Genomic DNA, 24,930 nt, shown 5'->3' with positions numbered 1-24,930 from the left:
CATGGCAGCAATTGGAGATATGTTCTACGCATGGGCGGCAGACGCCGACGTGCTGAAGAAGGGAGAGTGCGGCGGAGCGATCACCGCCCTGCAGCAGTATGCCCTGAAGTCGGGCATGGTGGACGCCGTCCTTGCCGTCAGGAAGGGTGCGGACCTCTACGATGCGGTTCCCACGGTCATCACCGATCCTGCCGAGATCCCACAGACGGCGGGCTCCCTCCACTGCGGGACGCTTCTACTCTCGAAACTGGTGAAGGACTACCTTGACAGCAACAAGACCGCACGGCTCGGTGTCACCGTCAAAGGCTGCGACACGATGGGCCTTATCGAGCTCGCGAAGCGGAATGCGGTCGATATGGACCGGCTCCTCCTGCTCGGCGTGAACTGTGGCGGTTCCGTCAGCCCGATCCTGGCCCGGAAGATGATCGCCGAGAAGTTCGAGGTCGACCCCGACTCGGTCCACAAAGAGGAGATCGACAAGGGCCAGTTCATCATCGAGTATGAAGGCGGCCACAAGGGGATCAAGATCGACGATCTCGAGGACGAGGGCTACGGCCGCCGCAGCAACTGCCGCCGGTGCCTCTACAAGGTTCCGCGCCAGGCGGACCTCGCCTGCGGCAACTGGGGCGTTATTGGGGAAAAAGCCGGCAATGCCACCTTCGTCGAGGTCTGTTCCGAGAAGGGCGCAAAACTTCTCGATGCGGCCGTGAAAGCCGGGGCCCTCAAGACCGACGCCGCGAACCCGAAGGGTATCGAGATCCGCGGCAAGGTCGAGGGCGCAATGCTCGGTCTCGGCAACAAGTGGCGGAAGAAGAACTTCGAAGCGCTTGCATCCGACCTCTGGGGCACCATCGGCCGCGAGACGGGCCGGTGCATCAAGTGCTACTCCTGCATCGAGAACTGCCCGGTCTGCTTCCCGGTAGCGGAGGAACTCAAAGGAAACTCCAGGATGGTCACCTCGGGAGAGGTTCCGCCGAACCCGATGTTCCACCTGAGAAGGTTTGCGCACATCTCCGACTCCTGCATCAACTGCGGCCAGTGTGAAGAGCTCTGCCCGATGGACATCCCGCTTGCACTCTTCTCCCACGCCGTCAGGACCGAGGGCGACAGTGCATTCGAGCCCAAACTCGGGAAGGCACCCTATTCCAACTAACCTTTTTTCGCATTCTTCGCTATTCTGGTGCGCATCTGATATCTGACCCTTTTTAGGTGTTTGATTGCACATTCCGGAAAGAATTTACGGTATAGCCCGGATCTCCCTGTGAAAGACCTGCCGCAGCCCACACTTATTCGCCAAAAATGGGCAAGTTAATCACTACAATTAAATATGCCTAACCTCGAAATTTTATGTATCCGAGGTTTTAACCATGGATCTCAAGTATGTACAGACAACATGCCCGTACTGTGGTACGGGATGCAGTTTCAACCTCGTCGTGAAGGACGGGAAGGTTGTCGGCACACAACCTTACAACCGTTCTCCGGTCAACGAGGGAAAGGTCTGCCCCAAGGGGACCTACGCTCACGAGTTCGTGAACAGCCCGGACCGCCTGACGAAGCCGCTCATCAAGAAGGACGGCAAATTCGTCGAGGCGACCTGGGACGAGGCATACGGCCTGATCGCATCGAAGTTCAAGTCGTACAAGCCCGATGAAATCGCCGTGCTTTCGTCAGCACGTACCTCAAACGAGGAAAACTACGCGCTGATGAAACTGGCACGCGGTGTCTTCAAGACACGCCACATCGACCACTGCGCCCGGCTCTGCCACGCGTCCACCGTCGCCGGCCTTGCCGCATCCTTCGGCTCCGGCGCGATGACCAACTCCATCGGCGACATCGCCGAGTCGAAGTGCGTCTTCATCATCGGGTCCAACACCTTCGAGCAGCACCCCCTCATCGGCCGCAGGGTCATGCAGGCGAAGCTGAACGGCGGAAAACTCATCGTATTCGACCCGCGCATGACGCCGACTGCAAAGCAGGCGGATCTCTACGCATCCTTCTACTCCGGCACCGATGTGGCCATCCTCAACTGCCTGATGGGCGAGATCATCCGGAACGGCTGGGAGGACAAGGAATGGGTTTCGACCCGTGCAAAGGGATATGAGGAACTCAAGGCGGTCGTGCTCAGCGACACCTATCTCCCCGAGAACGTCGAGAAGATCTCCGGTATTGCCGCTGCGGATCTCAAAAAGGCAGCCGAATGGATCGGTACCGCAGAATCCTCCGCACTTCTCTACTCGATGGGCATCACCCAGCACACCGTCGGTGTCGACAACGTCAAGTCGACCGCAAACCTGCAGATGCTGACCGGAAACATCGGTAAGCGCGGTGGCGGCGTGAACGCACTCCGTGGCCAGAACAACGTGCAGGGCGCCTGCGACATGGGAGCGCTCCCGGTTGTCTTCACCGGCTACCAGAAGGTCATCGACGAGGCCGCCCACAAGAAGTTCGCCGACGCCTGGGGCTTCCCCGACGGCATCTGCGAGCCCAAGAACGGCTACGAGGTCACCGTCATGATGGACGTCCTGACCGACAAGCCCGGCGAACTCAAGGCGATGTACATCATGGGTGAGAACCCGATGCTCTCCGACCCGGACCTGACCCACGTCAAGCATGCCATCGAGAACCTCGAGTTCCTGGTCGTCCAGGATATCTTCCTGACCGAGACCGCCCAGCTCGCCGACGTCGTGCTGCCCGCAACCTGCTACGCAGAGAAGGACGGCACCCAGACCTCCACCGAGCGCCGCGTCCAGATGTGGCGCAAGGCCCAGGACCCGCCCGGAGAGGCGAAGGTCGACTGGAAGATCATCTGCGAAGTGGCAGCCGCTATGGGCTACGCCAAGCAGTTCCCCTACCAGAGTGCCGAGGAGATCTTCGCTGAGATCGCCGCCGTCACCCCGTCCTACCACGGCATGAACTACGAGCGGCTCAACAGGCCCGAAGCACTCCACTGGCCCTGCCCCACGGAGGAACACCCCGGCACGCCCATCCTGCACATCGGCAAGTGCTCGCACCCCGACGGAATGGGCGTGATGCACCCCATCGAGTGGAAACCCCCGGCGGAAGTTACCGACGCAGAGTACCCCTATATCTTCACCACCGGCCGCTGCATCTGGCACTGGCACACCGGATCCATGACCCGCCGCTCCGAGACCCTCGATGCCGAGGTTCCGACCGGCTGGATCGAGATTAACCCCGAGGACGCAAAGGCGCTCGGCATCCAGGACAAGGAGATGGTCCGTGTGACCTCCCGCCGCGGGTCCATCGACGCCCCTGCGAAAGTGACCGAAGACATCAAGAAGGGCGTCATGTTCATGCCGTTCCACTTTGCCGAATGCGCAGCGAACATACTGACCAACAACGCACTCGACCCGATAGCAAAGATCCCTGAGTTCAAGGCCTGTGCTGTGAAGGTCGAGAAGATTACGGAGGCCTGAAGATGGCAGCAAAAGGAGATATGTTCTACGCATGGGCAGCCGACGCCGCCTGCCAGGAGAAGGGCGAGTGCGGCGGAGCGGTCACCGCTCTGCTGACGCACGCGCTCAAGTCCGGCATGGTGGACGCTGTCCTTGCCGTCAAGAAGGGACAGGACATCTACGACGCCGTCCCCACACTCATCACCGACCCCGCCGAGATCGCACAGACGGCAGGCTCGCTCCACTGCGGGACGCTCCTGCTCTCGAAGCTGGTCAAGAAGTACCTGGACGGCGCCGAAAACATGCGGATCGCCGTCCCGGTGAAAGGCTGCGACACGATGGGCCTGTACGAGCTCGCGAAGCGCAACCAGGTCAACCTGGACAACGTCCTGATGATCGGCCTCAACTGCGGGGGGTCCGTCAGCCCGGTCCTGGCCCGGAAGATGATCGCCGAGAAGTTCGGCGTTAACCCCGACGACGTCGTCAAGGAAGAGATCGACAAGGGCCAGTTCATCATCGTCACGAAGGACGGCCAGCACAAGGGCATCTCGATGGACGAGCTCGAAGAGGAAGGCTTCGGCCGCCGCAGCAACTGCCGCCGGTGCAAGATGAAAGTCCCGCGCCAGGCGGACCTCGCCTGCGGCAACTGGGGCGTCATCGGCGACCAGGCCGGCAAGGCCACCTTCGTCGAGGTCTGCTCCGAGAAGGGTGCAAACCTCCTCGACGGTGCCGTGAGTGCCGGAGTCCTCAAGACCGGTGCCGCGAACCCGAAGGGTATCGAGATCCGCGGCAAGGTCGAGGGCGCGATGCTGAAACTCGGCGACAAGTGGCGGGCACGCTACTTCGAGGAGCTCGGCGAGGGCAAGGACCGCCTGAAGAAGATCATGGACGCGACGAGCAGGTGCATCAAGTGCTACGCCTGCATCGAGAACTGTCCGATCTGCTACTGCGTCGAGTGCAGCACGAAGAAATCCTACCTGGTCACGCCCGGTCAGGTCCCGCCGCCGTTCATGTTCCACCTGATCCGGTACGCCCACATCTCGGACTCGTGTATCAACTGCGGCCAGTGCGAGGAGAACTGCGCGATGGATATCCCGAACGCGCTCTTCATGCACGCCCTGCAGGTCGACCTCCAGGAGATGTTCGGCCACACCCCGGGTGTGGACATGGAACTCCCGGTGCTCGCGCTCGTCGAGGAACAGACAGAACGCAAGCGTCTCTCCGCGACCGGCAGCGACCAGATCTTCAACATCTTCGAGTAAGGAAGATCTCTCTCCCTTTTTTGATAGATTACGGCCCGGCGGATGCCGCCTTCTTCTCCGGTCAGCGACTATAGGGGCTCCCATCGCTCGAGGGCCACGCCTGCGGCAGGCTAACCCGGATGCTTTCGTCGCGAACCCTGGATCAGTCAGAAAAGAGAGAGATTTCTGCTCACGCAGTAGCGTGAGAGAGTGCCGGAATGGCGCTCTGGTTCGCGAAGGTCTCCTCGTAGCCGTCCGGGAACCTGACAACCGTCAGCTCCGGGGAGAAGTCGGCCTCGACCAGCGGCGCAAACCAGTAACGGTCGAGTATCTCCTGTGCCCCGGTGAAGTCGAGTCCCGGTGTCGTGTAGACGCTCCCCTCATCGGTGCTCTTGACCTTTGCAAAGTCCTGGACCAGGAATGAAGCGTTGTCGCTCTCTGCCGAGGTCACCGTTACGGGAACCCCCAACGCCTCCTCGAGCGCGAATTTCAGTTCCTGGTCCGGCTCGGTGATCTTGAAGAAGACGGCGATCCTCTCGATCCACGAGATGGTATACTTAAAGGTGATGCTTGCGCTCCCGTCCTCGTCCACGGTTATCAGAAGACTGTCTGCGCTGAAAGCTCCGGCAGGGGCCACGATAAGCGTCAGGACCAGAAGGGAGGCGATCAGAATTCCGTGTTTCATCTGTGTACCTCGAACAACCATATGCTGCGTTAATGGATAAATATCTGGCGGAATCTCCTGCGTCTCGAATGGCCTGGTTTAAGAGATTTTCCAGCTATCCCCTCTCCAGGCTTGCGAGTGATCCCGCATCAGGAGATCCTTGAAGGTAACTTCTTCTTCTGTCAATGCACCCGCAGCCAGAGGTGCAGGTCGCGATAACCGGCGCTCGTGAGGTTGACTTCGGGGATGTCTTCGGGAGGTGTCTCCGTGAAGAGGAGGAACTCGAGCCTGTTTGTATCCGAATCCATGATCCGGAAGGAGTAAGGCTGCTCTACGGTCTGGTTATGCGGCACCGTGATGGAGAACCGGTCGAGGAGGGTCGCCGAGACGACCGTCGATTGGTTCGTCGCATTGTCGAACCTGCTCTCTACGGCAAACGTCTCCACTGTGTAGGTGATATCGCGGTACTCGTGGTTCCCGATCCCGATGATGACCGTCTGCGGTGTTCCGGCCATGAACTCGGTCGGATAATCGGCTGCCTTCCCCTTCGGCCCGAGTATATAGAACTCAGTGAACTTCTCGCCCTCTTTGGGGACCGCAACGATGAAGACCGTTGTCGCGGCAGCCACGAGGACGGCAGCAACGAGGACGATGCTCAAGACCCGGTCGGCCCCGGACGTGGAACTACTACCCGAGACCTCCTCTTTTGCTGCGGCGAGGTACGAGCTGACCGGGACCGTAAAGCGGCTCTCTTCGGGCAGTTCGCGGCGTCGGAACTGGGTGATGAGACCGACGGCGAGACTGAATGCCGCGAGAGCGATGACAATAGGGTCGAGCCGGATGCCCCAGGGTGTATAATTGAGCGCGAGGCCAAAAAGCGGCACGATCGCGATGGAAAGCCCAAACGAGAGGGCAACGCGCTCTATCCCGTCAAGGTCCCCCCTTGCGGGGAAGAGGGCCGCGACCAGGAGATAGCCGGGGATAAAGAGGATGAACGGCAGGACGAAAACCACGCGAAGGGGACTCTCGCTGATGACCGGCGCGTACATGCCGGCAAGGGCGAGGAAGATCCATAGGTAGATGCTTTTTAGGTCCAGCGGGATGGTGCGGGGGTCAAGGGAGCCGATGAGAAGACCTGTGGTGGTTTCGGATGTCATTCTGTTACCCCCATAAAAACGCATGGTATAAATATGTTCTCTGACAGGAGACTCATGCCGCGGCAACAGGCGGGAGTCCCGGGAAGGGTTCCACTTCGGGTCCGCCTCCGCCGGGGTTCGTGAGCGACGCATTTGCCCGTATGCTCCGGGAAAGATCAGCATCTTTTAATCGAAGCGCGACAAACCCGCAATCATATGCCCCGGGAAGACAGGGACGAAGAGGCTTTCACGGGACTTGAGGCGTCCATCGTCTTCATCGCCTTCATTGTCGTTGCATCGGTCTTCGCATACGTCGTTCTCGGGGTGGGCATGACCACGTCGCAGAAGAGCCAGGAAACGATGCATGCCGCCCTTGGCGAAGCCGGGTCCGCCCTCCGCCCGGGATACACGATCATCGCCAAACTGGACGCCACGGGCCTGCTCGACTTTATTGAACTTGACCTTGAGACCGCGACCGACCTCGCCGTGATCGATATGGGGAGCATGACCTATATCGTCGCCACGAAGGAGACCCTTGTCACGTTCCCTCCCGGCGACCCCCGCGTAACCGAAACCTGGCGGCAGAAGAGAAATGCCGGGGACCTCCTGGAAACAGGAGAGGTCGTCACGGTGAAACTGATGGTGGGAAGCGTGGGCATCCGGCAGGGAGATACGTTCACCCTCGAGATAATCGCCGCAGAAGGGGCGACCGCTTCGCTGACCAGAACAATTCCCGCAGGCGCTGGAAAGAATGTCTACGTCGAACTCTTCTGATGCCGGATTTACCGGACTCGAGGCGGCGATCGTACTCATCGCATTCGTCGTCGTCGCATCGGTCTTTGCCTATGTCGTCCTGACGGCGGGTATCCTCTTCTCCGAGGAAAGCCGCTCCACCGTTCACCAGGGTATCCGGGAGGCAGGGTCGGGCCTCACCGTGACCGGTGCCATCTACGGCTTCAGCAACACTCCCGGAATGATAGACTCCGTTATCGTCCCGGTCGGGCTCACCGCCGGCGGCGAGCCGATCGATATCACCACGGTATCCGTCCGTTTTATCGGTTCTACGCATAGCGAGATAGTTGCTCAAAACGTGCCTCTTATCGACGTCTTTCCAGGCCACAGGCGCTGGAGCGTCCAGGAACGGGTGAACAGCGACTCAGACTTCCTTCTCGAGGCCGGGGAGCAGTATATACTGAATATTTCCCCGGAGGTCAGAACCGATTGCAAGCCGTACAGGTCGTTTGCCGTCGAGATCAAACCGGCGGGAATGGCGGCGCTCCGGGTGGAGAGGACCGTCCCGGGCAGCATCAACAGGTTGACCCGCCTGGAATGACGGATTATCCGGTATTCAGGAACTCCCGGTGTCCGATCGCCCCGATCGCCCCGACGGCCCCCACCGCTGCAAGCACCAGGTAATCTTCCGGCCCTGCCCCGGCCATCAGGATGCTCTCCGGAAAGCCGGCTGCCCAGGCGAAGAGGGAGGCGAGAACGAGGATTCCGAGGAGCAGGACGGAGACCCGGACGATTGTCGCGGCAACCCCGGAGAGATCGGGGCAGAAACCCCGGCAGGCGGCGAGGGCTATTCCGGTCGATGCGGCGAGGAATATCCACTCAGAGAGCGAAGAGACCTCCGCCAGGATGGCGTTGCCGAAGTAGTCGGCAACCTCGTAGGGTTCATACGGGCCGAGAAGCGGGAAGTACCAGGTGACGGGCATCGCCCACATCGCGTCGAGGACCTGGTGGGAGAGTGCGCCGACCGCGACGGCGAGGAGCGCGAGCGATCGCCGCCGCCGCTCGAGGGCGATGCCTGCAACGAGCAGGAGCGCGAGGAAGAGCAGTCCGTGCCCGAAGATCCGCCCGGAGTCGAGAGACCCTGCAAGAAGGAGGTGGCCTACCGGTTTATCGAGCAGGTCGGGGAGGACGGCCCCGAGAGCACAGAAGCCGATGAGCCGCCGGTCGCCCAGGCGTCCGGCGATCGCGAGGCCCAGAATGAGGCCGAGAAACAGGTGGCAGGCGATGTACATCCTTCGATGAAGGGTACCGGCCGGCTTAATAATCCTGCGGTTCGAGATGTGCGCGAACGATATGGCTGGAGAATGCCGATAGTTCTCCATCCCCGGGCAGGAGACGATCATGGCTACGCTGGACAGGAAGGTGATCCTCATCGTCTTCGCCTCCTTCCTTATCGGCAGGGTCAGGGGGCGGTGGATTGGCCAGAGAGAGGGGTGCGGTCGGGATCGACCTGTCGGGCGGGCTCCGCCCCCATGCACTCCCGCACCCGTCCGCCTTCGATCATGAGGACGCGGTCGGCGAGTTCCAGGAGCGACGGGCGGTGAGAGACGAGGATGGTCGTCCGGTCCCGCACCAGGTCCCGGAGCGTCCGGCGGATCTGGTCCTCGGTCTGCATATCCAGCGCCGACGTGGGCTCGTCGAGGATGAGGATGGGCGCATCCTTCAGGAACGCCCGGGCGATGGCGACACGCTGGCGCTGGCCGACGGAGAGCTGGGTCCCGCGCTCCCCGACGATTGTTCCGTAACCTTCGGGAAACCGTACGATATCGTCGTGGATCCGTGCTTTCCGGGCGGCTTCTATGACGTCCTCGAAGGCGGCGTCGGGCCTGCTGTAACGGATGTTCTCCTCGATGGTGGTGTGGAAGAGGAAGAGGTCCTGCGAGACGAGCGATATCTGCCGTCGCAGCCACCGGGGATCGAGCGATGCAAGGTCGCAGTTATCAAGCGTGATCGTGCCTTCCTGCGGTGCAAAGGCCCGGAGGATCAGGTTGATCAGCGTCGTCTTTCCGGCGCCGGTCCGCCCGATGACAGCGATCACCTCGCCCGGACGGGCGACGAAGTTTGCGTCCAGGAGGACCGGTTCGGACGCTGTGTAACCGAACCGGACACCGGAGAACTCGATCCGGCCCTGCACGGTGGCGGGCACAATCCCGCCGGTGCCGGGGGCGGCGCCCGCTTCACCGTGTATCCGGAAGAGTTCGCGCAGGCGGGCGGCGGACGTGAGTGCGGGCTGCATGACGACGGGGAAGGCGAAGAACGTGTTGACGGTGGGAGCGAACGTCACGATGTAGACCGCGAACGCGACGAAGTCCCCCACGCTCATGGCACCGGCGAGCACCTCGTTTCCGCCGAACCAGAAGACGGCGATCAGCATGAGCGACATCGTGCCGATCCTGAAATACTCCGAGAATGCCGAGAGCATCGTGTTCTTGATCCGGGCATCGATCATGTTCCGGAGCGTCCCTGAGACCCGGTGCATCTCCCGATCCTCCGCGGCGTGCGACTTTACGGTGTCGATGCCGGAGATCACCTCCTGGAGGTCCCGCGAGACGTAGGCCTGCCGCTCACGCTCCCGGTGGGTGGCGGCACGGATCCGCCGGATGAAGACGGCGTTGACCAGCAGGTAGAGGGGAATGAAGGCGACGACGACGAGGGTCAGCCTGAGGTTCAGGACGCAGAGGATGGCGAAGGTAAAGGTGACGTAAAGGGCGTTTGCGACGATCTGGGGGAGGTACTGGGAGACGGTGTACTGCAGGATCTGGACGTCGTCGGAGAGGCGGGACATGATGTAGCCGGTCTGCTGCGACTTGAAGTACGAGAGCGGGAAGCTTAAGACGTGCTCGACGAGGGTGGTCTGGATATTGAAGGCGTAGCCTTCCCGGAACCGGGCGGTCCAGTAGTTCCGGAGGAGATCCATGCCGCCGGTGAAGAACCCGAGCACCAGGAGGGCGACGATGAGGGCGTCGAGCGACGAGAGGATCCCGCCGGCCCCTGCGATGAGGGCATCGGAGGCCGATGTCTCGCCGAGGAGGACGTTGTCGATGAAGAACTTGATGCTGAGCGGGAGCACGGTCTTCGCGGCAGAGACAAGGGCCGTCGCCGCGAGCGCCAGCACGCCCACTCTCCAGATCGGCCGGGCGAACCGGAGGAAGAAGGCGAGGTCGGAGAACCGGAGGTCCCCCCTCGCCGTCACCGGCTGCCGCATGATCTCCCGGGTGAAGGCGATGGTGCGCCGGCAGTGGTCCGTGATGTTCATGGTCTACAGGTCCGGTTGAGGAGCAGCGAGCCTGAGGCCGGACCCCGGAGGGGTCGCTCTCCGCTCTCCCGCCACGCCTCTGTTGCAGTTCCATGCCTCCTCTGCCGTATAATACCTGCGCTCCGGCGGCCGGGACAAACCAGAACGGATAAAGGGTGACGGGGCGAGATCCCCGCATGGTATCGCGTACCGCCGTCGGCCGCCTTTTCGGGGCGGTTGTGGGAGCGCTGGTGATCGGTGCGGTCTCGCTCCTCGGTCGGCTGGAGTTCCTCCCGGGTCCGGTGATGACGGTGGCGTTCCTCTTCGGCGGGGGACTCGTCGCCGGGCTTCTCACCCCGGGAACAATCAGGGACGGCGCCGTCACCGGGGCCGCATGCGGGATGCTTACGGCCCTGCTTGCAGCCTCCTTGATAACTCTCATGAGCCTGGTGGAGAGCAGTCCACAGTATCCCCCGTTCTGGATGACCTTCGGCTTCTACGCCCTGGTCCTCACGGCAATCCTCCTCCCCTACAACGCCGTCGGCGGGGCGGCCGGGACGGCGGTGCGAAACGGTATCCGGAGGGGTACCGCCGGTGCCGCCGAGCGAGCACGATGGCTCGGGATCGGCATCGGCACGGCCGTCATCGCCGGTTCGTCTCTCCTCGTTGCCTTTCTCGGCCCGCTGCTTATGGCTCCTCCGCTCGTCGGGGGGTTCATCGCAGGTTATTCTACGAAGGGAGGGGCACGAGACGGCCTTGAGGCCGGGCTTGTCGCGGCGCTCTTCGGTACCGGCCTTTTTCTGCCCCCGTTCCTCTGGACCGCGTCGCATGCTGAGGGGTTCGTCGCCGGGCTCGCGGGGATGGCCGCGATCGCCCTGGGACTGCTCTTCCCTCTCCTCGGGACCGCCGCCGGGGTTGCCGGGGCGGTTGTGCGACAGAGTTTTGGGAAGGGTGCGGGTGATGGTGTGGGGGATTGAAGGGCTACTGGAGAGGCCTTTCCTGAGCGACCATGGGTAACCCTGCCGCTCGCTTCGCTCGCACCTCCAAGGCCTTCGGCCTTCTCGTGCTCCGTTCCTGTCGGAACATCGCACTCCCCGTCAGCCCCTCCCCCAATGGCGATAAACGACGCGTGCCCGAAGGGCAGGCGGAGTTCGAGCACCAAAGGTGCGAGTCTCCCACGGTCCACTGTACCGGGCTTTTGCATCGCCGCCAGTTGTTATCCATCAACCTCCCGATATCAGACCCCGGCCCCGCCTGCAATGCCGGATGTGCAGGGCCATCCGCACGCCATAACCCGCATTTCCTGGACTAAAAGCGATTGGGGGAGGCCCCCATCACCCCCCATAAAAGATGGTCGCGATCTTGTAAAGGTCCATATCCACCGTCTTGAGGTTCGCCACCGCCTCCTCGAGCGGGACCGCGACGATATCGTCCCCCCGGAGGGCGACCATCTTCCCGAAGTCCTTCTCCTTGATGAGGTCCGCCGCCGCCACCCCGAACCGGGTCGCGAGCACCCGGTCGTGCGCCGTCGGGGAGCCGCCGCGCTGGATGTGCCCGAGCACCGTCACCCGCACCTCCATATCGAGCCGCTTTTCGAGTTCGTCGCGCAGGTAGTTCCCGACGCCGCCGAGCGTCACGTGGCCGAACTCGTCCGTCCGTGCGGACTGTGCGATCGCCTCCGCCATCCCCTTCGGCTGGGCGCCCTCGGCGACCACGACGATGCTGAACTTCTTTCCCCGCTCGTAGCGCGCCCGGAGGTGGTGGGTGACCTCGTCGAGATCGAACGGGATCTCCGGGATGAGGATCTCGTCGGCCCCGCCCGCGATCCCGGCAACGGTCGCGATCCACCCGGCGTGCCGGCCCATCACCTCCACGACCATGACCCGGTGGTGCGACTCCGCCGTCGTGTGGAGGCGGTCGATCGCCTCAGTGACGATAGAGACGGCGGTGTCGAACCCGAAGGTGTAATCGGTCGCGCCGACGTCGTTGTCGATGGTCTTTGGGACCCCCACGACCGGGATACCCATCTTCGAGAGTTTGTTCGCGACACCCAGGGTATCCTCGCCGCCGATCGCGACGATCGCGTCGATCCCGAACTTCCTGATGTTGTCGCGCAGCCGCTGGACGTCGGCCTCGTTCTTGAAGGGGTTCGTCCGCGACGTCCCGAGGATCGTCCCGCCTTTCGGGAGGATCCCGGTCACCGAGTAATCTGTGAGCGGTTCGACGTTCCCGGCGACCAGCCCGAGCCATCCGTCCCGGATCCCGATCGCATCGAACCCGTGCTTCGCTCCCGTCCGCACGACCGCCCGGATAACCGCGTTCAGGCCCGGGCAGTCGCCTCCTCCCGTCAGTATGCCGACCGTCGTCATCCTAACACCTGCCTCCCGTGCAGATCCTGTTTGCCTCCTCCACGCTCGCATCATCGAGGGTGATCGCCGATATCGCGTTGCAGAACCGGACGGCCTCATCAAGCGACCGCTGGTGGATGTTCCTGCCGGTCGCGTTCCCTACCGTGCCGCCGATGTGGATCTGGTCGTGGAGCTGCTGCAGGAACTCCTGCATGTCGGCATGCGACCCGCCGGCACAGACCACGCCCGTCCTGCCTGCGGCCGCCACGGCCTCCCGGAGCAGCGCAGCGTCGACCGACTTGCCCGCCTTTGGCGGGTTCACCTTCGCAAAGTCGCTCCCGAGAGTCGCTGCGACACCCGCCGCACCCGCGACCAGGTGCGGGTCCCGCTCGTCCTTGACCGCTTTGCCGCGGGGATACATCCAGAGCACGGTGATAAGACCGTTCTGGTGCGCGTTGTTGACGATCTGGGCAGCCTGGTAGAGCATCATCGCCTCGTACTCGCTCCCGAGGTAGACCGTGTAGCCGACGCCGAGGATCGAGAGCCCTGTCCGGTCCCGGAGGTCGACGACCTGCCGGACAAGGTGGAGTTCCGAACTGAGCGGGTCCCGCTGGGAGGTCCCGACCAGGTTGGTCTTGGAGTTGAGTTTGACGAGGTACGGCACGTCCCGGTAATCCCCGCCGTACCGGGCGATCATCCCGAGTTGCGTCGCAAAAACCCCGATCCTCGCCCGGCTTGCGATCCGGAAGAGATGTTCGGGATCGGCATCTTCGGGATGAATGCCTTCGCCGAAGAAGTCGTCGTTAAGGTGCTCGATCTTCTGGTCTCCGGCAAAGAGCATCAGCCTCCCGGTGCCGTGCGTGATCGCACTGTAATTCTCCCGGTACCTCTCCTGCTCCTCGGAGGGCACATCGAGAGGGATCCTGATATCGGGTGCAGGTGGCATACCCCATCCTCCCCATCCCCACATACTTAAGTGTTGCTGGAATCCCGGAGAGCATGGCGTGGAGGAAGGAATCGGATGTCCGGGGGACGGGGTATCCGGCTTACGTTCCATGCCGGGACGTGGCGGGATCCTTCGTGGAGAGGCGCAAGTATGTCGCCGCCGGTCAATCGTCCTCAATTGAAGAGGATTTAACAACGTTTATTTTGCTCTCCGTCAGAATCATTCCTAGAGTATCCGACACTGTTCTTCCGGCCGGAGACGGTGCCGCACAATAATTCAGGGATAGCCAAATGGACGTTCTGCCAATCCTTATCGAGTGGTTTCCATATCTCCTTTCCGGCGTTGCCTCTACCCTCGGTCTTGTCCTGGTTGCCCTCGCCCTCGGCCTTCTTCTCGGGCTGCCCATGGCGCTCGGCCAGGTGTACGGCTCCCGGCCGGTGCGCTGGGTCATCGGGGTCTACGTCTGGTTCTTCAGGGGACTCCCCATCCTCGTCCTGCTCTTCCTCTTCTGGTTCGGCATATTTCCGGGGCTCGGGCTCGGCGATCTTTCGGCGTTCGTCGTCGGAGCGATCGTGCTGGGTTTCCGGGGGGCGGCATACCAGTCCCAGATCTTCCGGGGAGCCATCCAGTCAGTCGGGGAAGGGCAGATGATCGCGGCGCGATCCCTTGGGATGAGCAGGCTCACCGCCATCCGCTCCGTTATCCTCCCCCAGGCGATGCGCATCGCTCTCCCCGGGTGGTCGAACGAGTATCCCAATATCCTGACCGACTCGGCGGTCTGCTACGCGATCGGGGTCGTCGAACTGCTCACCATTACGTCGCGGATGGTCACGCAGACCCACATAACCATGCCTGTCTACCTTACCACGGCGGGGATATTCATCATCTTAAACTACGGGGGCCTCAAAGTCCTGCACAGGCTGGAGAGGAGGGTAGCAATCCCGGGATTCGGAACCGGAGCGATGTAGAGCATGAACAACAACGACATTGTGTTGAGAGTCGAGGACATACACAAGTCCTTCGGGGGGAACGAGGTGTTGCGGGGAGTCTCGTTCGATGTCCGGCGGGGCGAGACGAAGGTATTCATCGGTCCCTCGGGGACGGGGAAGAGCACGCTTCTCCGGTGCATCAACCAGCTGACGCCGCCCGACCGCGGGACGGTCTGGCTTGACGGAGAGGAGGTCACGAACTCGGGGGCGCGGATCAACTACTTCCGGCAGAAGATCGGAATGGTTTTCCAGAATTTCTTCCTCTTCGACCACCTCACCGCGCTCAGGAACGTCGAACTGGCGCTCTTGAAGGTCAGGGGCATGGGGAAGGCGGAGGCACGCGAGAAAGCCCTCACCGAACTCCGGCAGGTGGGGATGGAGGACTGGGCCGACCACTACCCGGCCGAACTCTCCGGCGGCCAGGCCCAGAGGGTATCCATCGCCCGGGCGCTTGCCATGGACCCGGACGTCATCCTCTTTGACGAACCGACGTCCGCGCTCGATCCCGAACTGACGAGGGAGGTGCTCGAGGTCATGAAGAAACTGGCCCGGGAGGGGATGACGATGCTCGTCGTCACCCATGAGATGGGGTTTGCCTGTTCGGTTGCAAACGAGGTCCTCTTCATGGAGAACGGCGTGGTTGCCGAGCAGGGGTCGCCGGACCTGCTCCTGCATGATCCGCGGTTCACCCGGATGAAGGACTTCATCGGCCGGATCGATTCCCGGATGGAGGACTGAGGAGCGGCATGGACCAGGCAGTCTTCGTCTTCGATATCCTCCTCCCGGCGCTGATGCAGGGGCTGGTCGTAACCCTGCAGCTGATCGCGTGCTCCGCCCCGTTCGGCCTCGCGCTCGGGATCGCCGTTGCGGTGGGGAGACAGTACGGCGGCCGTGCCGTATCCTCTGCCTGCAAGATGTTCGTCTTTCTCATCAAGGGCACGCCGCTCCTCCTTCTCCTCTTCATCCTCTACTTCGGCCTTCCGGCGATCGGGATCACTTTCACCGCATTCGTGGCATCGGTGGTCGGGTTTATCCTCTGCAACGGGGCGTATAACGCCGAGTACATCCGGGGCGCCCTCATATCGATCAAGGAAGGCCAGATGGTTGCCGCCCAGGCGCTCGGGATGACCCGGTGGCAGGCGATCCGGAACGTTATCCTGCCGCAGGCGCTCCGCCGGGCGATACCGGGGCTTTCGAACGAGTTCATCTACCTGATCAAGTATTCGTCGCTCGCGTACATGCTCACGGTGATCGAGCTCTCCGGGGCTGGGAAACTGGTGGCGACGAAGTACTTCACTTATACGGAGTCGTTTGCGGTCGTCGGCGTCGTCTACCTCGTGCTGGTGACTATCACGACCGTCGCCGTCAGTATCCTGGAAAAACGGGTGGCCGTCCCCGGAACGACCCGGGCCGCCACTGCGGCTCAGTTGTGAGTTTTTTCAAAAGGTTCCTTTTGGGGTTCCGGGAGGGTCTTAGGCAGCCCGATGCGGGAATGAGCGGGGGGTCCTGCCCCGGGCATCCCGTCTATTGTCACTCACATCTTCGGTGTTTGTGCTCCTGTCTTTCAACTGTGGGAGTTGTGACTGGTGGAAAGGCTGGAACTGTGAAAAACCCCGTACACTGGACCGTGGGAATATCGCAATTAGGGGGGAGGGGACATGGGAGGGGGGATACTCCCCCCTCCCCACCTAGCGGTGGTCGAACTCCGTTCCTGCAGAACGTCGTCCTCCCCTGCAACCCCACCCCCGGTTGCGATACGCGACCGGCTGAAGGGCGGGAGCGCGAGCACCGCAGGTGCGCAATCCACTGGAAATCCGTGCACGGGTTTATTCAATGGAATGAAGCAGAGTATTCGAAAAGCATGCGAAAACACGTTTGCAAACCGTGAAAGCCCATCATACTTCGAGTGGTGCTGACTCTCGCCAACCCACCAATGTGGCTCGTAAAAAAGATGCAGCAGCCCCGCCCCTCCATCCCCACCCTACCGCCTGTGCAGGTGCCGGTGATGAATATCAGGCTGGTGCGGGTGCTCGTGGGCGAGTTCGGCATGGGCGTGCACATGGGAATGCTCGCCGGCCGCCGAGAGCGGCGGGTCGCCGGCCTCGTGGTCGTGGTCGTGGTGTAGGTCGTCGTGGCGGTGACGGTGCTCGTGGACGGTCGCCGGGTGCCGGTGAGGGTGAGAGTGCTCCTCGGAGATCATCAGCCAGGCCCCGAGCGCCATGACGGGCAGCGCGACGTAGAACGCGCCCGCCGGCAGTTCGGCGAAGAGCAGGAGCGAGAAGAGGACACCGAAGAACGGGGAGACGGCAAGGAGCGAACCCGCCCGGGCGGCGCCGATACCACGGAGGGCGAGGAGGAAAAGGATGCTCGTCAACCCCCCGTAACAGAGGAACCCGACCACCATGGCGGCAGCGGCCGTGGCCGGGCCCGGGAGATGTTCGCCTGCGGCGAGCGCGACGAGGAGCGTGACGGTGCCGGCCCCGATCCCCTTTACGGAGATGACGAGGAGGGGGTCCTTTGCCGAGAGCCGCTGCCCCAGGTTGTTGTCGACCGCCCAGAAGAGGCAGGTGAGCAGGATGCCGATCGCCGGGAGGGATAACCCGAGTCCGGCGGCCGGGTTCCAGGTGAGGAGGAGGCACGACGCGGTGATGCACCCGAGCGCAACCCAGACGCGGCGGCTCACCCACTCGCCAAAGAGCGTCGCGGCAATCAGTGTCGTTGCAACGGCCTCGAAGTTCAGGAGGAGGGCCGCCGTCGCCGCCGGCGTTTCGGGGAGACTGTATACCAGGGTGACCGGTGCGAGAAGCCCTCCAAAGAGCGTCACGCCGATGAGCCAGGGGATCTCGCTCCTCCCGGGCGGCGCCTCCATGTGGCTCCGTTTGTTACCCGCCGCCGTTCCGGTGAGGGAGAAGAGCAGTGCGCCGGAGCCGCTCCCGAGCGAGACCAGTGCGGCGAGAACGAGCGGTCCGGTGCCGTCGAGGAGAAGTTTCGTGAACGGGGCGCTCCCCCCGATGAGAACCGCCGTCGCCAGCGCACAGAGGACGGGCGCCCGGTAATGCGCCAGGGTGGATCCGTTCTCTATGGCGGCGGGTTTGCGCGGGTACAGGAGAGTTGCCTCCGGGTGAGTTGAAGATAGTGAAAAATGGGGGACGAGTCGTCCCCGATTACTTCAGGTTGTGCTTCTCTTTGAGCTCTTCCCAGTAGGGATCGGCCTGGAGTTCCGCAATCCCCTCGTTCATGAGCTCGAGGAGCGCGGTATCCTCCTTTCTGATGGCGACGCCGAACTGTTCCTGCTCCTGCGTCTCGACGGACCCGATGGTCTTCAGCGGCTTGCCGCTGATGATGTCCTGCAGGGAGACGTCGTCGTACATAACTGCGTCGATCCTACCGATCTCGAGGTCGCTGACGGCAGCCGGTGTGTCGGGATAGTATTTCAGGTTGTCTTTGGGCATCTTCCCGGTCTCGATCAGGTTCTCCTCGATCCAGATGGCGGCGGTGCATCCCCGCTGCGCTCCGAGGATTACCTTTCCGGCAAGGACGTCATCAAGCGTCACGTTCGAGTCCTCGCGGGCCGCGACGTCCTGATTGATTGACCAGTAGGGGTTGGTGAAGCTGACCTTCTCCTGCCGCTCGGGGGTGATCGACATCCCGGCATAGACCATATCGATCTTCCCCGCCTGGAGGGTCGGGATGATCGCGTCCCAGTCGACCGCCATGAACGTCACCTCGATGCCCTTCTTCTCGGCGATCCACTTCATGGAGTCGACATCGAATCCCTGGGCGTTCCCGTCCTTATCGATGTAGCTAAAGGGAGGATACGCGCCGTCGATGCCGACGATGTATGAGTCTTTCAGTTCCGCTCCGCCGGTCTGCTCGGTCGTGCCGGTGCACCCCGCACCTGCGACGGCCAGCACTGCGACAAGACAGGCGAGCAACGTAAGAATGCCATGCGTTCTCATGAAAGAGAAATTAGCTAGATAAGTAAAATTAACCTTTTGATTTGGCTTTCCTGAAGGTCCGGTTCAGCCGGCGGCCGGGAATGATACCATGCTTTTGAAGGCAGCGCCCCACCATTCCAGTCCGGTATGCCCTCAACTCAAGGGCGGTGATCACCACAGGAGGGGTCCCGGAACACCCGACGCGCCTCAGGCCCCTCACCGGTCGAGAGCGGTACGGGAGGGGCAGGTATATATCATAGTTTACCTATCGGGAGCACCCTCCCCGGCACGGGGAGCGCAAATGTGATGGTGAGGATCATGAAAGGTATGAAGGAATCCGCCATGGGCGGGATGTCAAAAGCCGCCGGGTCCCTGCAGGAACTCGATCCGCGGATCATCGAGCAGATCACTTCGAGGATCAATTTTCCCGCGTCGAAAGACAATCTTATCTCCCAGGCGAAGGATAGCGGAGCACCCCAGGGCATCCTCGACATGTTGAACCAGTTTGAGGATAAGCAGTACAACAGCCAGGAAGACATTAAATCAGAGTTGCAGAAAGTCCAGCAGAAGTAACCCTTTTTCAGCCGCATACGGGTGCCGGAGGCGACGCCTGCCGGCCCCTGGCGGAACCGTTTTGCAGGGCGGCACACCACGCCAGGATGCAGGAGCGGGACCGCGCCGTAACTCCCGCAAAGTGTATCAATGTATGGACCGCTCTGCCGGAAAAGCCCGCGACCCGCCACCTATATCTGGTCCCCGGTGCATGGCGGGGCATGCTCATCATCGGACACCGGGGGGCAAGGGCTCTCGGACCGGAGAACACCCTGCGGGCCCTGCGAAGAGGTATGGCGTGCGCCGATCTCGTCGAGGTCGACCTGCGCCTCACAAGAGACGGTATCCCGGTCGCAATCCACGACGCGACCGTCGACCGGACGACCGACGGGACCGGGCCGGTCAAAGGCTATACCCTCGAGGACCTGACGGCGCTTGATGCGGGAGAGGGCGAGACGATCCCGACGCTCCAGGCGGTTCTCGACCTCGTCCACAACGAGTCGGGGCTTGTCGTGGAGATCAAAGAGCCCGGGACCGAAGCGATCATCGTCTCGATGCTCATGGGCCGGATGCCGGAACGGCTCTTTTTAGTCTCGTTCCACCCGGAAAGCGTTGCGATGGCAAAGAGGCTCCTCCCCGGAGCACAGGCGGGCCTCATCTACTCGGGGGAGGCTGATGACCCCGTCGGGCTCGCCCTCTCGGTGCAGGCGGAGATCATCCTCCCGCGGTGGGACCGGGTCTCGCACGAGGTGGTGGAGCGGGCGCACGACGCCGGGCTGCTCGTCGTTCCCTGGGTGCTGAATGGGGAGGACGATATCGAAGAAGCGGTGCGGCTCGGCGTCGACGGATTCGCGAGCGACGACCCCTGCGCCGCACGCCGATACCTGCAGGGCGGAGCCACGTCGCCGGCGAGGTGAAGGACCGGTCAGACGAGCGTCCCCGGGAGGTGTTTGAGGAGCCACGCCTTCACCTCGACGGAGAGGCTCTCCGCCACCTCATCGAGGGTGTGGCCCGCTCCTTCATAGACGACCAGCCGTTTGGGCTCGTGGGCACGCCGGTAGACCTCCTCAGATGCGCTATGGGGGAGGACCGGGTCGTGATCCCCGTGAAGGAGGAGGATTGCCGCACGGCCGGCGAGGCCGGCGACCGGTTCGGTCCCGTCGGTCTGGGTGGAGATGGCGACGACGACCCTGACCGCCGGATCGCTCGCCGCCGCCTGGATCACCACCGCTCCCCCGAGCGAGTGCCCGACCAGCCCGACGGCCGAGACCTCCCGGCTCTCAAGGTAGCGCATGCCGAGGATCGTGTCGACGGTCGATTCCACGAGGTCGGTCGGGTGCCGGTACTGCACCCGGAGCGTGCTGATCCTGTCGTTCTGGAGATCCGTCGCCAGTTGCGGGTAGAGTTCCCGGGCGGGGGTATCAAACCCGCCGCCGGTCCCGCCTACCATGACGACGCCGTTTCTGGCCCCCTGCGCCTCGTAGTAGCGGCAGGTGGTCGTCCCGCGGTCGGTCTCGATCTCCACGATCTCGTAGGCCTCGCCGGCCTGCGGCATCCTCCTGACGTTCGTGGGGTGCACCTCGACCCTCGTTGCACCTACATCCACTTGAATTGCAGCCGTCTCGAGCATGGAGGGCAATAGAGATCGGGTCTATTTGTCTGTTGCGGCTACTGCAGGATCGGCAGGGACCCGGTGCAGTCCATGGGGGGCGGATGTTGTTGCGCGCCTGAGACCGGCGCGATCTCGCGTGCCGCAAGGAGCGTTACTCAACAAACCGGTGCGGAAAGTACATTACTATTGGTTACAAAATTATAAATTATAATGGATAAAATCAGCCACAAACTCTTCCAGCATGCTGGCGGCTCTCCTCCGGTATCCGCCCAGAAAGGCCACGGTACATCTCCCGATACCGGGGAGTCCGATGCCGACCTCCTCGACGCCTACTCCCGGGCCGTCGTCAGGGTCGTCGAGTCGGTGGGACCCGCGGTCGTGAGCGTGGTCGCGGGGAAGAACCTCCAGGGCCGGCGCGGCGAGCAGATGGGGGCAGGCTCGGGCGTGGTCGTGGCACCGGAAGGCTACATCCTGACCAACAACCATGTGGTGCAGGGAGCGGGGAGGCTCGAGGTCCGTACGGCTGACGGGACCGCTCTTCCTGCGCGCCTGGCCGGGGCCGATCCGGCGACCGATCTCGCCGTGCTTCGTACCGATACCGGGGGTCTCTCCTACGCGCCGTTCGGCGACTCCGGGGCGCTCTCGGTCGGCCAGCTCGCGATAGCCATCGGCAACCCGCTCGGCTTCGACTCGACCGTCTCGACGGGAGTCCTGAGCGCTCTCGGGCGGGCGTTCCGGAGCCGGGACGGCCGCCTGATCGAGAACATCATCCAGCACACCGCTCCCTTAAACCCCGGCAACTCCGGCGGTCCGCTGGTGGACTCGCGCGGCCGGGTCATCGGCATCAACACAGCCATCATCCCGATGGCCCAGGGTATCTGCTTCTCAATCCCCTCGAACACCGCCGCCTGGGTCCTCCCGCAGCTGGTCGCCGACGGCAGGGTGCGTCGCGGATACCTCGGTATTGCCGGCCAGTCACAGCCGCTCCCGCAGCCGCTTGTTGCGGCGCTCGGGCTTACCGTGAATCAGGCGGTCGAGGTCGTCTCGGTGAACAGGGCAAGCCCCGCCGGTCGGGCAGGGCTCCGGCCGGGAGACCTGATCATCGGGATCAACGAGACCGACGTTGCGTGCGTGGACGACCTGCACCGGTTCCTCGCCACCTGGCCCATCGCGGAGCCGGCAACCCTATCGCTCGTGCGGGAACAGCGGCGGATCACGCTCCCGATCATCCCGGCGGAAGCGGTCGCGTGTCCCGCCACCGGGTGAGCGGGTCCCCTCCCCTCACCACGTCTCCCGTGATGCGACTACGGGATCCACGTTATCCGGGGTTCCCGCCGCACCGGTTTCGGCAACAGGGGGGCAGGATAGCCGAAGATCAGCGGTGCCACGACCTGGTGGTCGTCGGGGACCTTCAGCGCCGCGAGGAGGTCGGGGTTCTGCTCGATGAGGGCTGCGGAACCGATCCAGCAGCTGCCGATGCCGAGGGCCCAGGCGGCAAGCATCATGTTTTCCGCACAGAGCGCGCAGTCGAGGACGCTCGATACGACCTCCCGTGCGCCGAGGACCAGGATCAGCACCGGGGCATTGTAGAAGATGTTGAACTCCGGGCCCCTGAGCGCCGCAAGGAACTCTTCCGTCCCCGGGCGTGCCTCCTCTCCGATCTTCTCTAAGAGGATCGGTTTGCAGTAATCGGACGCCCGCTGCATCAGGTCCCTGTCTCTCACGACCACGAACTGCCAGGGCTGAAGCCCAAGAGCGGTCGGGGCCTGGATGCCCGCAGCGATGATCGCCCTGATAGCCTCGTCCGGGACATCCCGGTCGATGTAGTTCCTGATGCTCCGGCGTTCGCGGATCACGGAAAGGATCCCAATGGACTCTGTAGCCGTCACCATAGAACCCCAACGGCTCGCCGATGATATTTATACCTTGAGTGAACCTGCTCCGTCCTCCACGTCCCACCGGAACCCGACACCCACCCTGCACGCGCCTGCCGGCCGATACGCGCGTTTGCACTACCTGATGTCGGAGATCAGCGATGGGAGAACCTATCAACGCTGGTCGGCCGTGCCGGATCCGGTGCGTATCGCCGGAGACGCTTCCCGATCTGCAGGCATCTCCCCGCAGTGTCTCTTACCCGGAGTGCTGCAACATGATCCGGCTCTTCTGAAGAGCCGGAATGCCGCCGAAACTCGCAGGGGGTCTAGGAAACATTATTTTCGTCCGGGAACCGGATAGTAATCTTTTTTATCCCCCTGGAGCACATCCACTACAGCGACTGCATTCCAGCGCCGGTGGGAAATGACAGACTCGCATCCTGACCGGGCACCCTGCGATCGTGCGGTGCTCGATACTCTCGACGACGGTCTTCTTGTGGTAAGCGACGACCGGAGGGTCCGCTGGCACAACCCGGCTCTCGCGCGGACTCTTGCCATCCGGGAGGAAGACGCCGTCGGGATGGACGTGCGCTCTCTCTTCGGCACGTACCTTCTGCCGATCCTCGAGGATGAGAACTCCGCACGGCTGCTCCGGGAGGCTCTGGAGAATGGCGCAGACCTGCCCGCCTTCCTCTGCCGTGCCCGGACACCCGACGGCACCCGGCGCTGGCTCTCGATCTCGGGCATGCCGATCTCCGACGGGCAGCGGTTCATCAGGGTCCGGGATGCCACGGCGGATCTGAATGCACACCACTTCAGGGCCGCGCTCGACCAATCACCGATGGTCGTCTTTGCGCAGGATAAGGACCTCCGCTACACCTGGTCGTATAACCAGCAGCTGGGACCCACGGATCTGTCCATCATCGGCATGCGGGACGAGGAGGTCTTTCCCGACAATGCCGCGCTCCTCACTGCACTCAAGCGCCGGGTTCTTGAGACGGGAGAGACCGTGCGGGCGGCGGTGACGTTCACCGTCGCAGGCGATCCTCGTGTCCGGGATCTGACATTAAAGCCGCTCCGGGATGCAGACGGCAGGATTGTCGGCGTCACCGGAACGGCCTTCGATGTGACCGAACGCAACCGGACAGAGGAGGAGCTCCGGGAGAAGACGTTCGAGCTGAAGAAACGGATGAACGAACTCCGGTGCCTCTACACCATCACGCACCTCGTCGAGGTTCCGGGGATAACGCTTGAAACGCTCCTGCAGGCGGTTGTCGATACTCTCCCCCCCGGCTGGCAATACCCCGACGGTACCGCGGTACGGATCACCGTCGACGGCCGGGAGTACAGCCGGGGCAACCCGGGTGAGACCCACTGGAGGCAGAGCAGCCCGATCGTCGTCCGCGGCGTCCAGGTCGGCGAGGTTGAGGTCGGATACAACTGCGAGAAACCGGAGGCGGTTGAAGGGCCGTTCCTGCAGGAAGAGCAGATGCTGCTTGACGCCGTCACGAAGCGGCTCGGCCGGATTATCGAGCGGTTGCAGGTAGAAGCGGCGCTCGAGGAGAGCGAGGAGAAGTTCCGTGGGATCGCCCAGCGGAGTTTCGATCTCATCGTCACGTCGTATCTGGCCGACGGGCTGAACTACGTCTCGCCGGCGATGGAGCGAATACTCGGGTACTCTCCCGAGGAGATGGTAGGAACCGAATGGGAGGATTACATCCTCCCGTCAAGCCTTCCTGTCTGGGAGGAGGGGCGCCGGAAGGTGCTCCGGGGCGAGCAGGTCGAAGCGCTTCAGGTCGGGGTCAGGCGGAAGGACGGGGAGACCGTCATACTGGAACTGAACGAGTCGCCGATCGTCGAGAAGAGGGCGATCGTGGGGTTCCAGGCAATCGGCAGGGACATCTCCGAGCGGATCCTGTACGAGCGGCTACGGGAACAGGCGTTCGATATGACCGAGCGAAACATCGCGCAGTTCGCCGTCCTCGCCGACCATGTCCGCCACCCACTCCAGGTGGTCATGGGGGTCGCGGACCTGCTCGACGACGATGTGACCGCAGAGAAGCTCCGGGAGCAGGTCCGGAGGATCAATATGCAGATCAACCTGCTGGACCGGGAATGGATGGAGTCCCGGAAGATCCGGGAGTTTTTGAAGCGGTACGAACTCTGAGTGGGCGGGCAAACGCCTGCCAC

At 62.8% G+C, this 24,930-nt stretch carries 23 protein-coding genes; 13 read left to right on the top strand and 10 right to left on the bottom strand.

Annotated features, from left to right (window positions below; genetic code table 11):
• Window position 1: 1 nt before the first annotated feature.
• The 3 genes from DIC75_RS05900 to DIC75_RS05890 all read left to right on the top strand — a co-directional run bounded on the left by DIC75_RS05900 (window position 2) and on the right by DIC75_RS05890 (window position 4,675).
• A complete protein-coding gene (locus tag DIC75_RS05900; RefSeq protein WP_250987108.1) occupies window positions 2-1,153 on the top strand; it encodes a Coenzyme F420 hydrogenase/dehydrogenase, beta subunit C-terminal domain in 1,152 nt (383 codons plus the stop codon).
• A 214-nt stretch (window positions 1,154-1,367) separates the two neighbouring features.
• Window positions 1,368-3,434: a formate dehydrogenase subunit alpha gene (gene fdhF, locus DIC75_RS05895; protein ID WP_250987107.1), complete on the top strand. Its 2,067-nt coding sequence runs from the start codon at window positions 1,368-1,370 to the stop codon at window positions 3,432-3,434.
• 2 nt (window positions 3,435-3,436) lie between these two features.
• Entirely contained in the window at window positions 3,437-4,675 is a 1,239-nt protein-coding gene (locus tag DIC75_RS05890) for a Coenzyme F420 hydrogenase/dehydrogenase, beta subunit C-terminal domain (RefSeq protein WP_250987106.1), read from the top strand.
• 169 nt (window positions 4,676-4,844) lie between these two features.
• Here the strand turns inward: DIC75_RS05890 and DIC75_RS05885 are convergent, their stop codons facing one another.
• A complete protein-coding gene (locus DIC75_RS05885) occupies window positions 4,845-5,339 on the bottom strand; it encodes a hypothetical protein (protein ID WP_250987105.1) in 495 nt (164 codons plus the stop codon).
• A 161-nt stretch (window positions 5,340-5,500) separates the two neighbouring features.
• On the bottom strand, window positions 5,501-6,475 hold the full coding sequence (locus DIC75_RS05880) for a DUF1616 domain-containing protein (protein ID WP_250987104.1): 975 nt from the start codon (window positions 6,473-6,475) through the stop codon (window positions 5,501-5,503).
• A 195-nt stretch (window positions 6,476-6,670) separates the two neighbouring features.
• On the opposite strand from DIC75_RS05880, the gene DIC75_RS05875 reads away from it, so the two are divergent.
• Window positions 6,671-7,228 (top strand): flagellin, encoded by a 558-nt coding sequence (locus DIC75_RS05875; protein ID WP_250987103.1) that lies wholly within the window; start codon window positions 6,671-6,673, stop codon window positions 7,226-7,228.
• A complete protein-coding gene (locus tag DIC75_RS05870) occupies window positions 7,206-7,787 on the top strand; it encodes a flagellin (RefSeq protein WP_250987102.1) in 582 nt (193 codons plus the stop codon). Before DIC75_RS05875 ends, DIC75_RS05870 begins: the two co-directional genes overlap by 23 nt.
• Before the next feature lie 4 nt (window positions 7,788-7,791).
• On the opposite strand, the gene DIC75_RS05865 is transcribed toward DIC75_RS05870, so the two are convergent.
• Window positions 7,792-8,619, bottom strand: coding sequence for a metal-dependent hydrolase (locus tag DIC75_RS05865; protein ID WP_250987101.1), 828 nt, complete (start codon window positions 8,617-8,619; stop codon window positions 7,792-7,794).
• Between the two features lie 29 nt (window positions 8,620-8,648).
• Complete coding sequence (locus tag DIC75_RS05860; protein ID WP_250987100.1) at window positions 8,649-10,502, bottom strand: ABC transporter ATP-binding protein; 1,854 nt, start codon at window positions 10,500-10,502, stop codon at window positions 8,649-8,651.
• 176 nt (window positions 10,503-10,678) lie between these two features.
• On the opposite strand from DIC75_RS05860, the gene DIC75_RS05855 reads away from it, so the two are divergent.
• The gene (locus DIC75_RS05855) at window positions 10,679-11,458 is read left to right on the top strand and encodes a DUF5518 domain-containing protein (protein WP_250987099.1); all 780 of its coding nucleotides are present in this window, start codon (window positions 10,679-10,681) and stop codon (window positions 11,456-11,458) included.
• 357 nt (window positions 11,459-11,815) lie between these two features.
• On the opposite strand, the gene DIC75_RS05850 is transcribed toward DIC75_RS05855, so the two are convergent.
• A complete protein-coding gene (locus DIC75_RS05850; protein WP_250987098.1) occupies window positions 11,816-12,850 on the bottom strand; it encodes a 6-phosphofructokinase in 1,035 nt (344 codons plus the stop codon).
• 1 nt (window position 12,851) lies between these two features.
• Window positions 12,852-13,775 (bottom strand): beta/alpha barrel domain-containing protein, encoded by a 924-nt coding sequence (locus DIC75_RS05845; RefSeq protein WP_250987097.1) that lies wholly within the window; start codon window positions 13,773-13,775, stop codon window positions 12,852-12,854.
• A gap of 290 nt (window positions 13,776-14,065) precedes the next feature.
• On the opposite strand from DIC75_RS05845, the gene DIC75_RS05840 reads away from it, so the two are divergent.
• Genes DIC75_RS05840 through DIC75_RS05830 form a run of 3 tightly spaced genes read left to right on the top strand, consistent with a single transcriptional unit; the run spans window position 14,066 to window position 16,197 of the window.
• Window positions 14,066-14,743, top strand: coding sequence for an amino acid ABC transporter permease (locus tag DIC75_RS05840; RefSeq protein WP_250987096.1), 678 nt, complete (start codon window positions 14,066-14,068; stop codon window positions 14,741-14,743).
• Window positions 14,744-14,746: 3 nt separating this feature from the next.
• Window positions 14,747-15,502, top strand: coding sequence for an amino acid ABC transporter ATP-binding protein (locus DIC75_RS05835; RefSeq protein ID WP_250987095.1), 756 nt, complete (start codon window positions 14,747-14,749; stop codon window positions 15,500-15,502).
• A gap of 8 nt (window positions 15,503-15,510) precedes the next feature.
• Window positions 15,511-16,197 (top strand): amino acid ABC transporter permease, encoded by a 687-nt coding sequence (locus tag DIC75_RS05830; protein WP_250987094.1) that lies wholly within the window; start codon window positions 15,511-15,513, stop codon window positions 16,195-16,197.
• Window positions 16,198-16,745: 548 nt separating this feature from the next.
• Here DIC75_RS05830 and DIC75_RS05825 read toward each other — a convergent pair.
• Entirely contained in the window at window positions 16,746-17,777 is a 1,032-nt protein-coding gene (locus DIC75_RS05825) for a DMT family transporter (protein WP_250987810.1), read from the bottom strand.
• A 151-nt stretch (window positions 17,778-17,928) separates the two neighbouring features.
• Window positions 17,929-18,723 carry an ABC transporter substrate-binding protein gene (locus tag DIC75_RS05820; protein WP_250987093.1) on the bottom strand — a complete coding sequence of 265 codons (795 nt, stop codon included), beginning with the start codon at window positions 18,721-18,723 and terminating at the stop codon, window positions 17,929-17,931.
• A 285-nt stretch (window positions 18,724-19,008) separates the two neighbouring features.
• On the opposite strand from DIC75_RS05820, the gene DIC75_RS05815 reads away from it, so the two are divergent.
• Both DIC75_RS05815 and DIC75_RS05810 read left to right on the top strand, forming a co-directional pair.
• On the top strand, window positions 19,009-19,275 hold the full coding sequence (locus DIC75_RS05815; RefSeq protein ID WP_250987092.1) for a DUF2795 domain-containing protein: 267 nt from the start codon (window positions 19,009-19,011) through the stop codon (window positions 19,273-19,275).
• Window positions 19,276-19,475: 200 nt separating this feature from the next.
• Window positions 19,476-20,171 carry a glycerophosphodiester phosphodiesterase gene (locus DIC75_RS05810; protein ID WP_250987091.1) on the top strand — a complete coding sequence of 232 codons (696 nt, stop codon included), beginning with the start codon at window positions 19,476-19,478 and terminating at the stop codon, window positions 20,169-20,171.
• A gap of 8 nt (window positions 20,172-20,179) precedes the next feature.
• Here the strand turns inward: DIC75_RS05810 and DIC75_RS05805 are convergent, their stop codons facing one another.
• Window positions 20,180-20,884 carry an alpha/beta hydrolase gene (locus DIC75_RS05805; protein ID WP_250987090.1) on the bottom strand — a complete coding sequence of 235 codons (705 nt, stop codon included), beginning with the start codon at window positions 20,882-20,884 and terminating at the stop codon, window positions 20,180-20,182.
• A gap of 192 nt (window positions 20,885-21,076) precedes the next feature.
• Here DIC75_RS05805 and DIC75_RS05800 point away from each other — a divergent pair, with 192 nt between their 5' ends.
• A complete protein-coding gene (locus DIC75_RS05800; RefSeq protein WP_250987089.1) occupies window positions 21,077-22,132 on the top strand; it encodes a S1C family serine protease in 1,056 nt (351 codons plus the stop codon).
• A 38-nt stretch (window positions 22,133-22,170) separates the two neighbouring features.
• Here DIC75_RS05800 and DIC75_RS05795 read toward each other — a convergent pair whose 3' ends face one another.
• Window positions 22,171-22,758 carry a nitroreductase family protein gene (locus tag DIC75_RS05795; protein ID WP_250987088.1) on the bottom strand — a complete coding sequence of 196 codons (588 nt, stop codon included), beginning with the start codon at window positions 22,756-22,758 and terminating at the stop codon, window positions 22,171-22,173.
• A gap of 406 nt (window positions 22,759-23,164) precedes the next feature.
• Between DIC75_RS05795 and DIC75_RS05790 the strand changes: the two genes are divergently transcribed.
• Complete coding sequence (locus DIC75_RS05790) at window positions 23,165-24,907, top strand: PAS domain-containing protein (RefSeq protein ID WP_250987087.1); 1,743 nt, start codon at window positions 23,165-23,167, stop codon at window positions 24,905-24,907.
• Window positions 24,908-24,930: the final 23 nt, after the last annotated feature.

It is taken from the genome of Methanoculleus oceani (assembly GCF_023702065.1).
Taxonomy (GTDB): Archaea; Halobacteriota; Methanomicrobia; order Methanomicrobiales; family Methanoculleaceae; genus Methanoculleus; species Methanoculleus oceani.
This window is presented reverse-complemented; position numbering and strand designations above follow the sequence as displayed.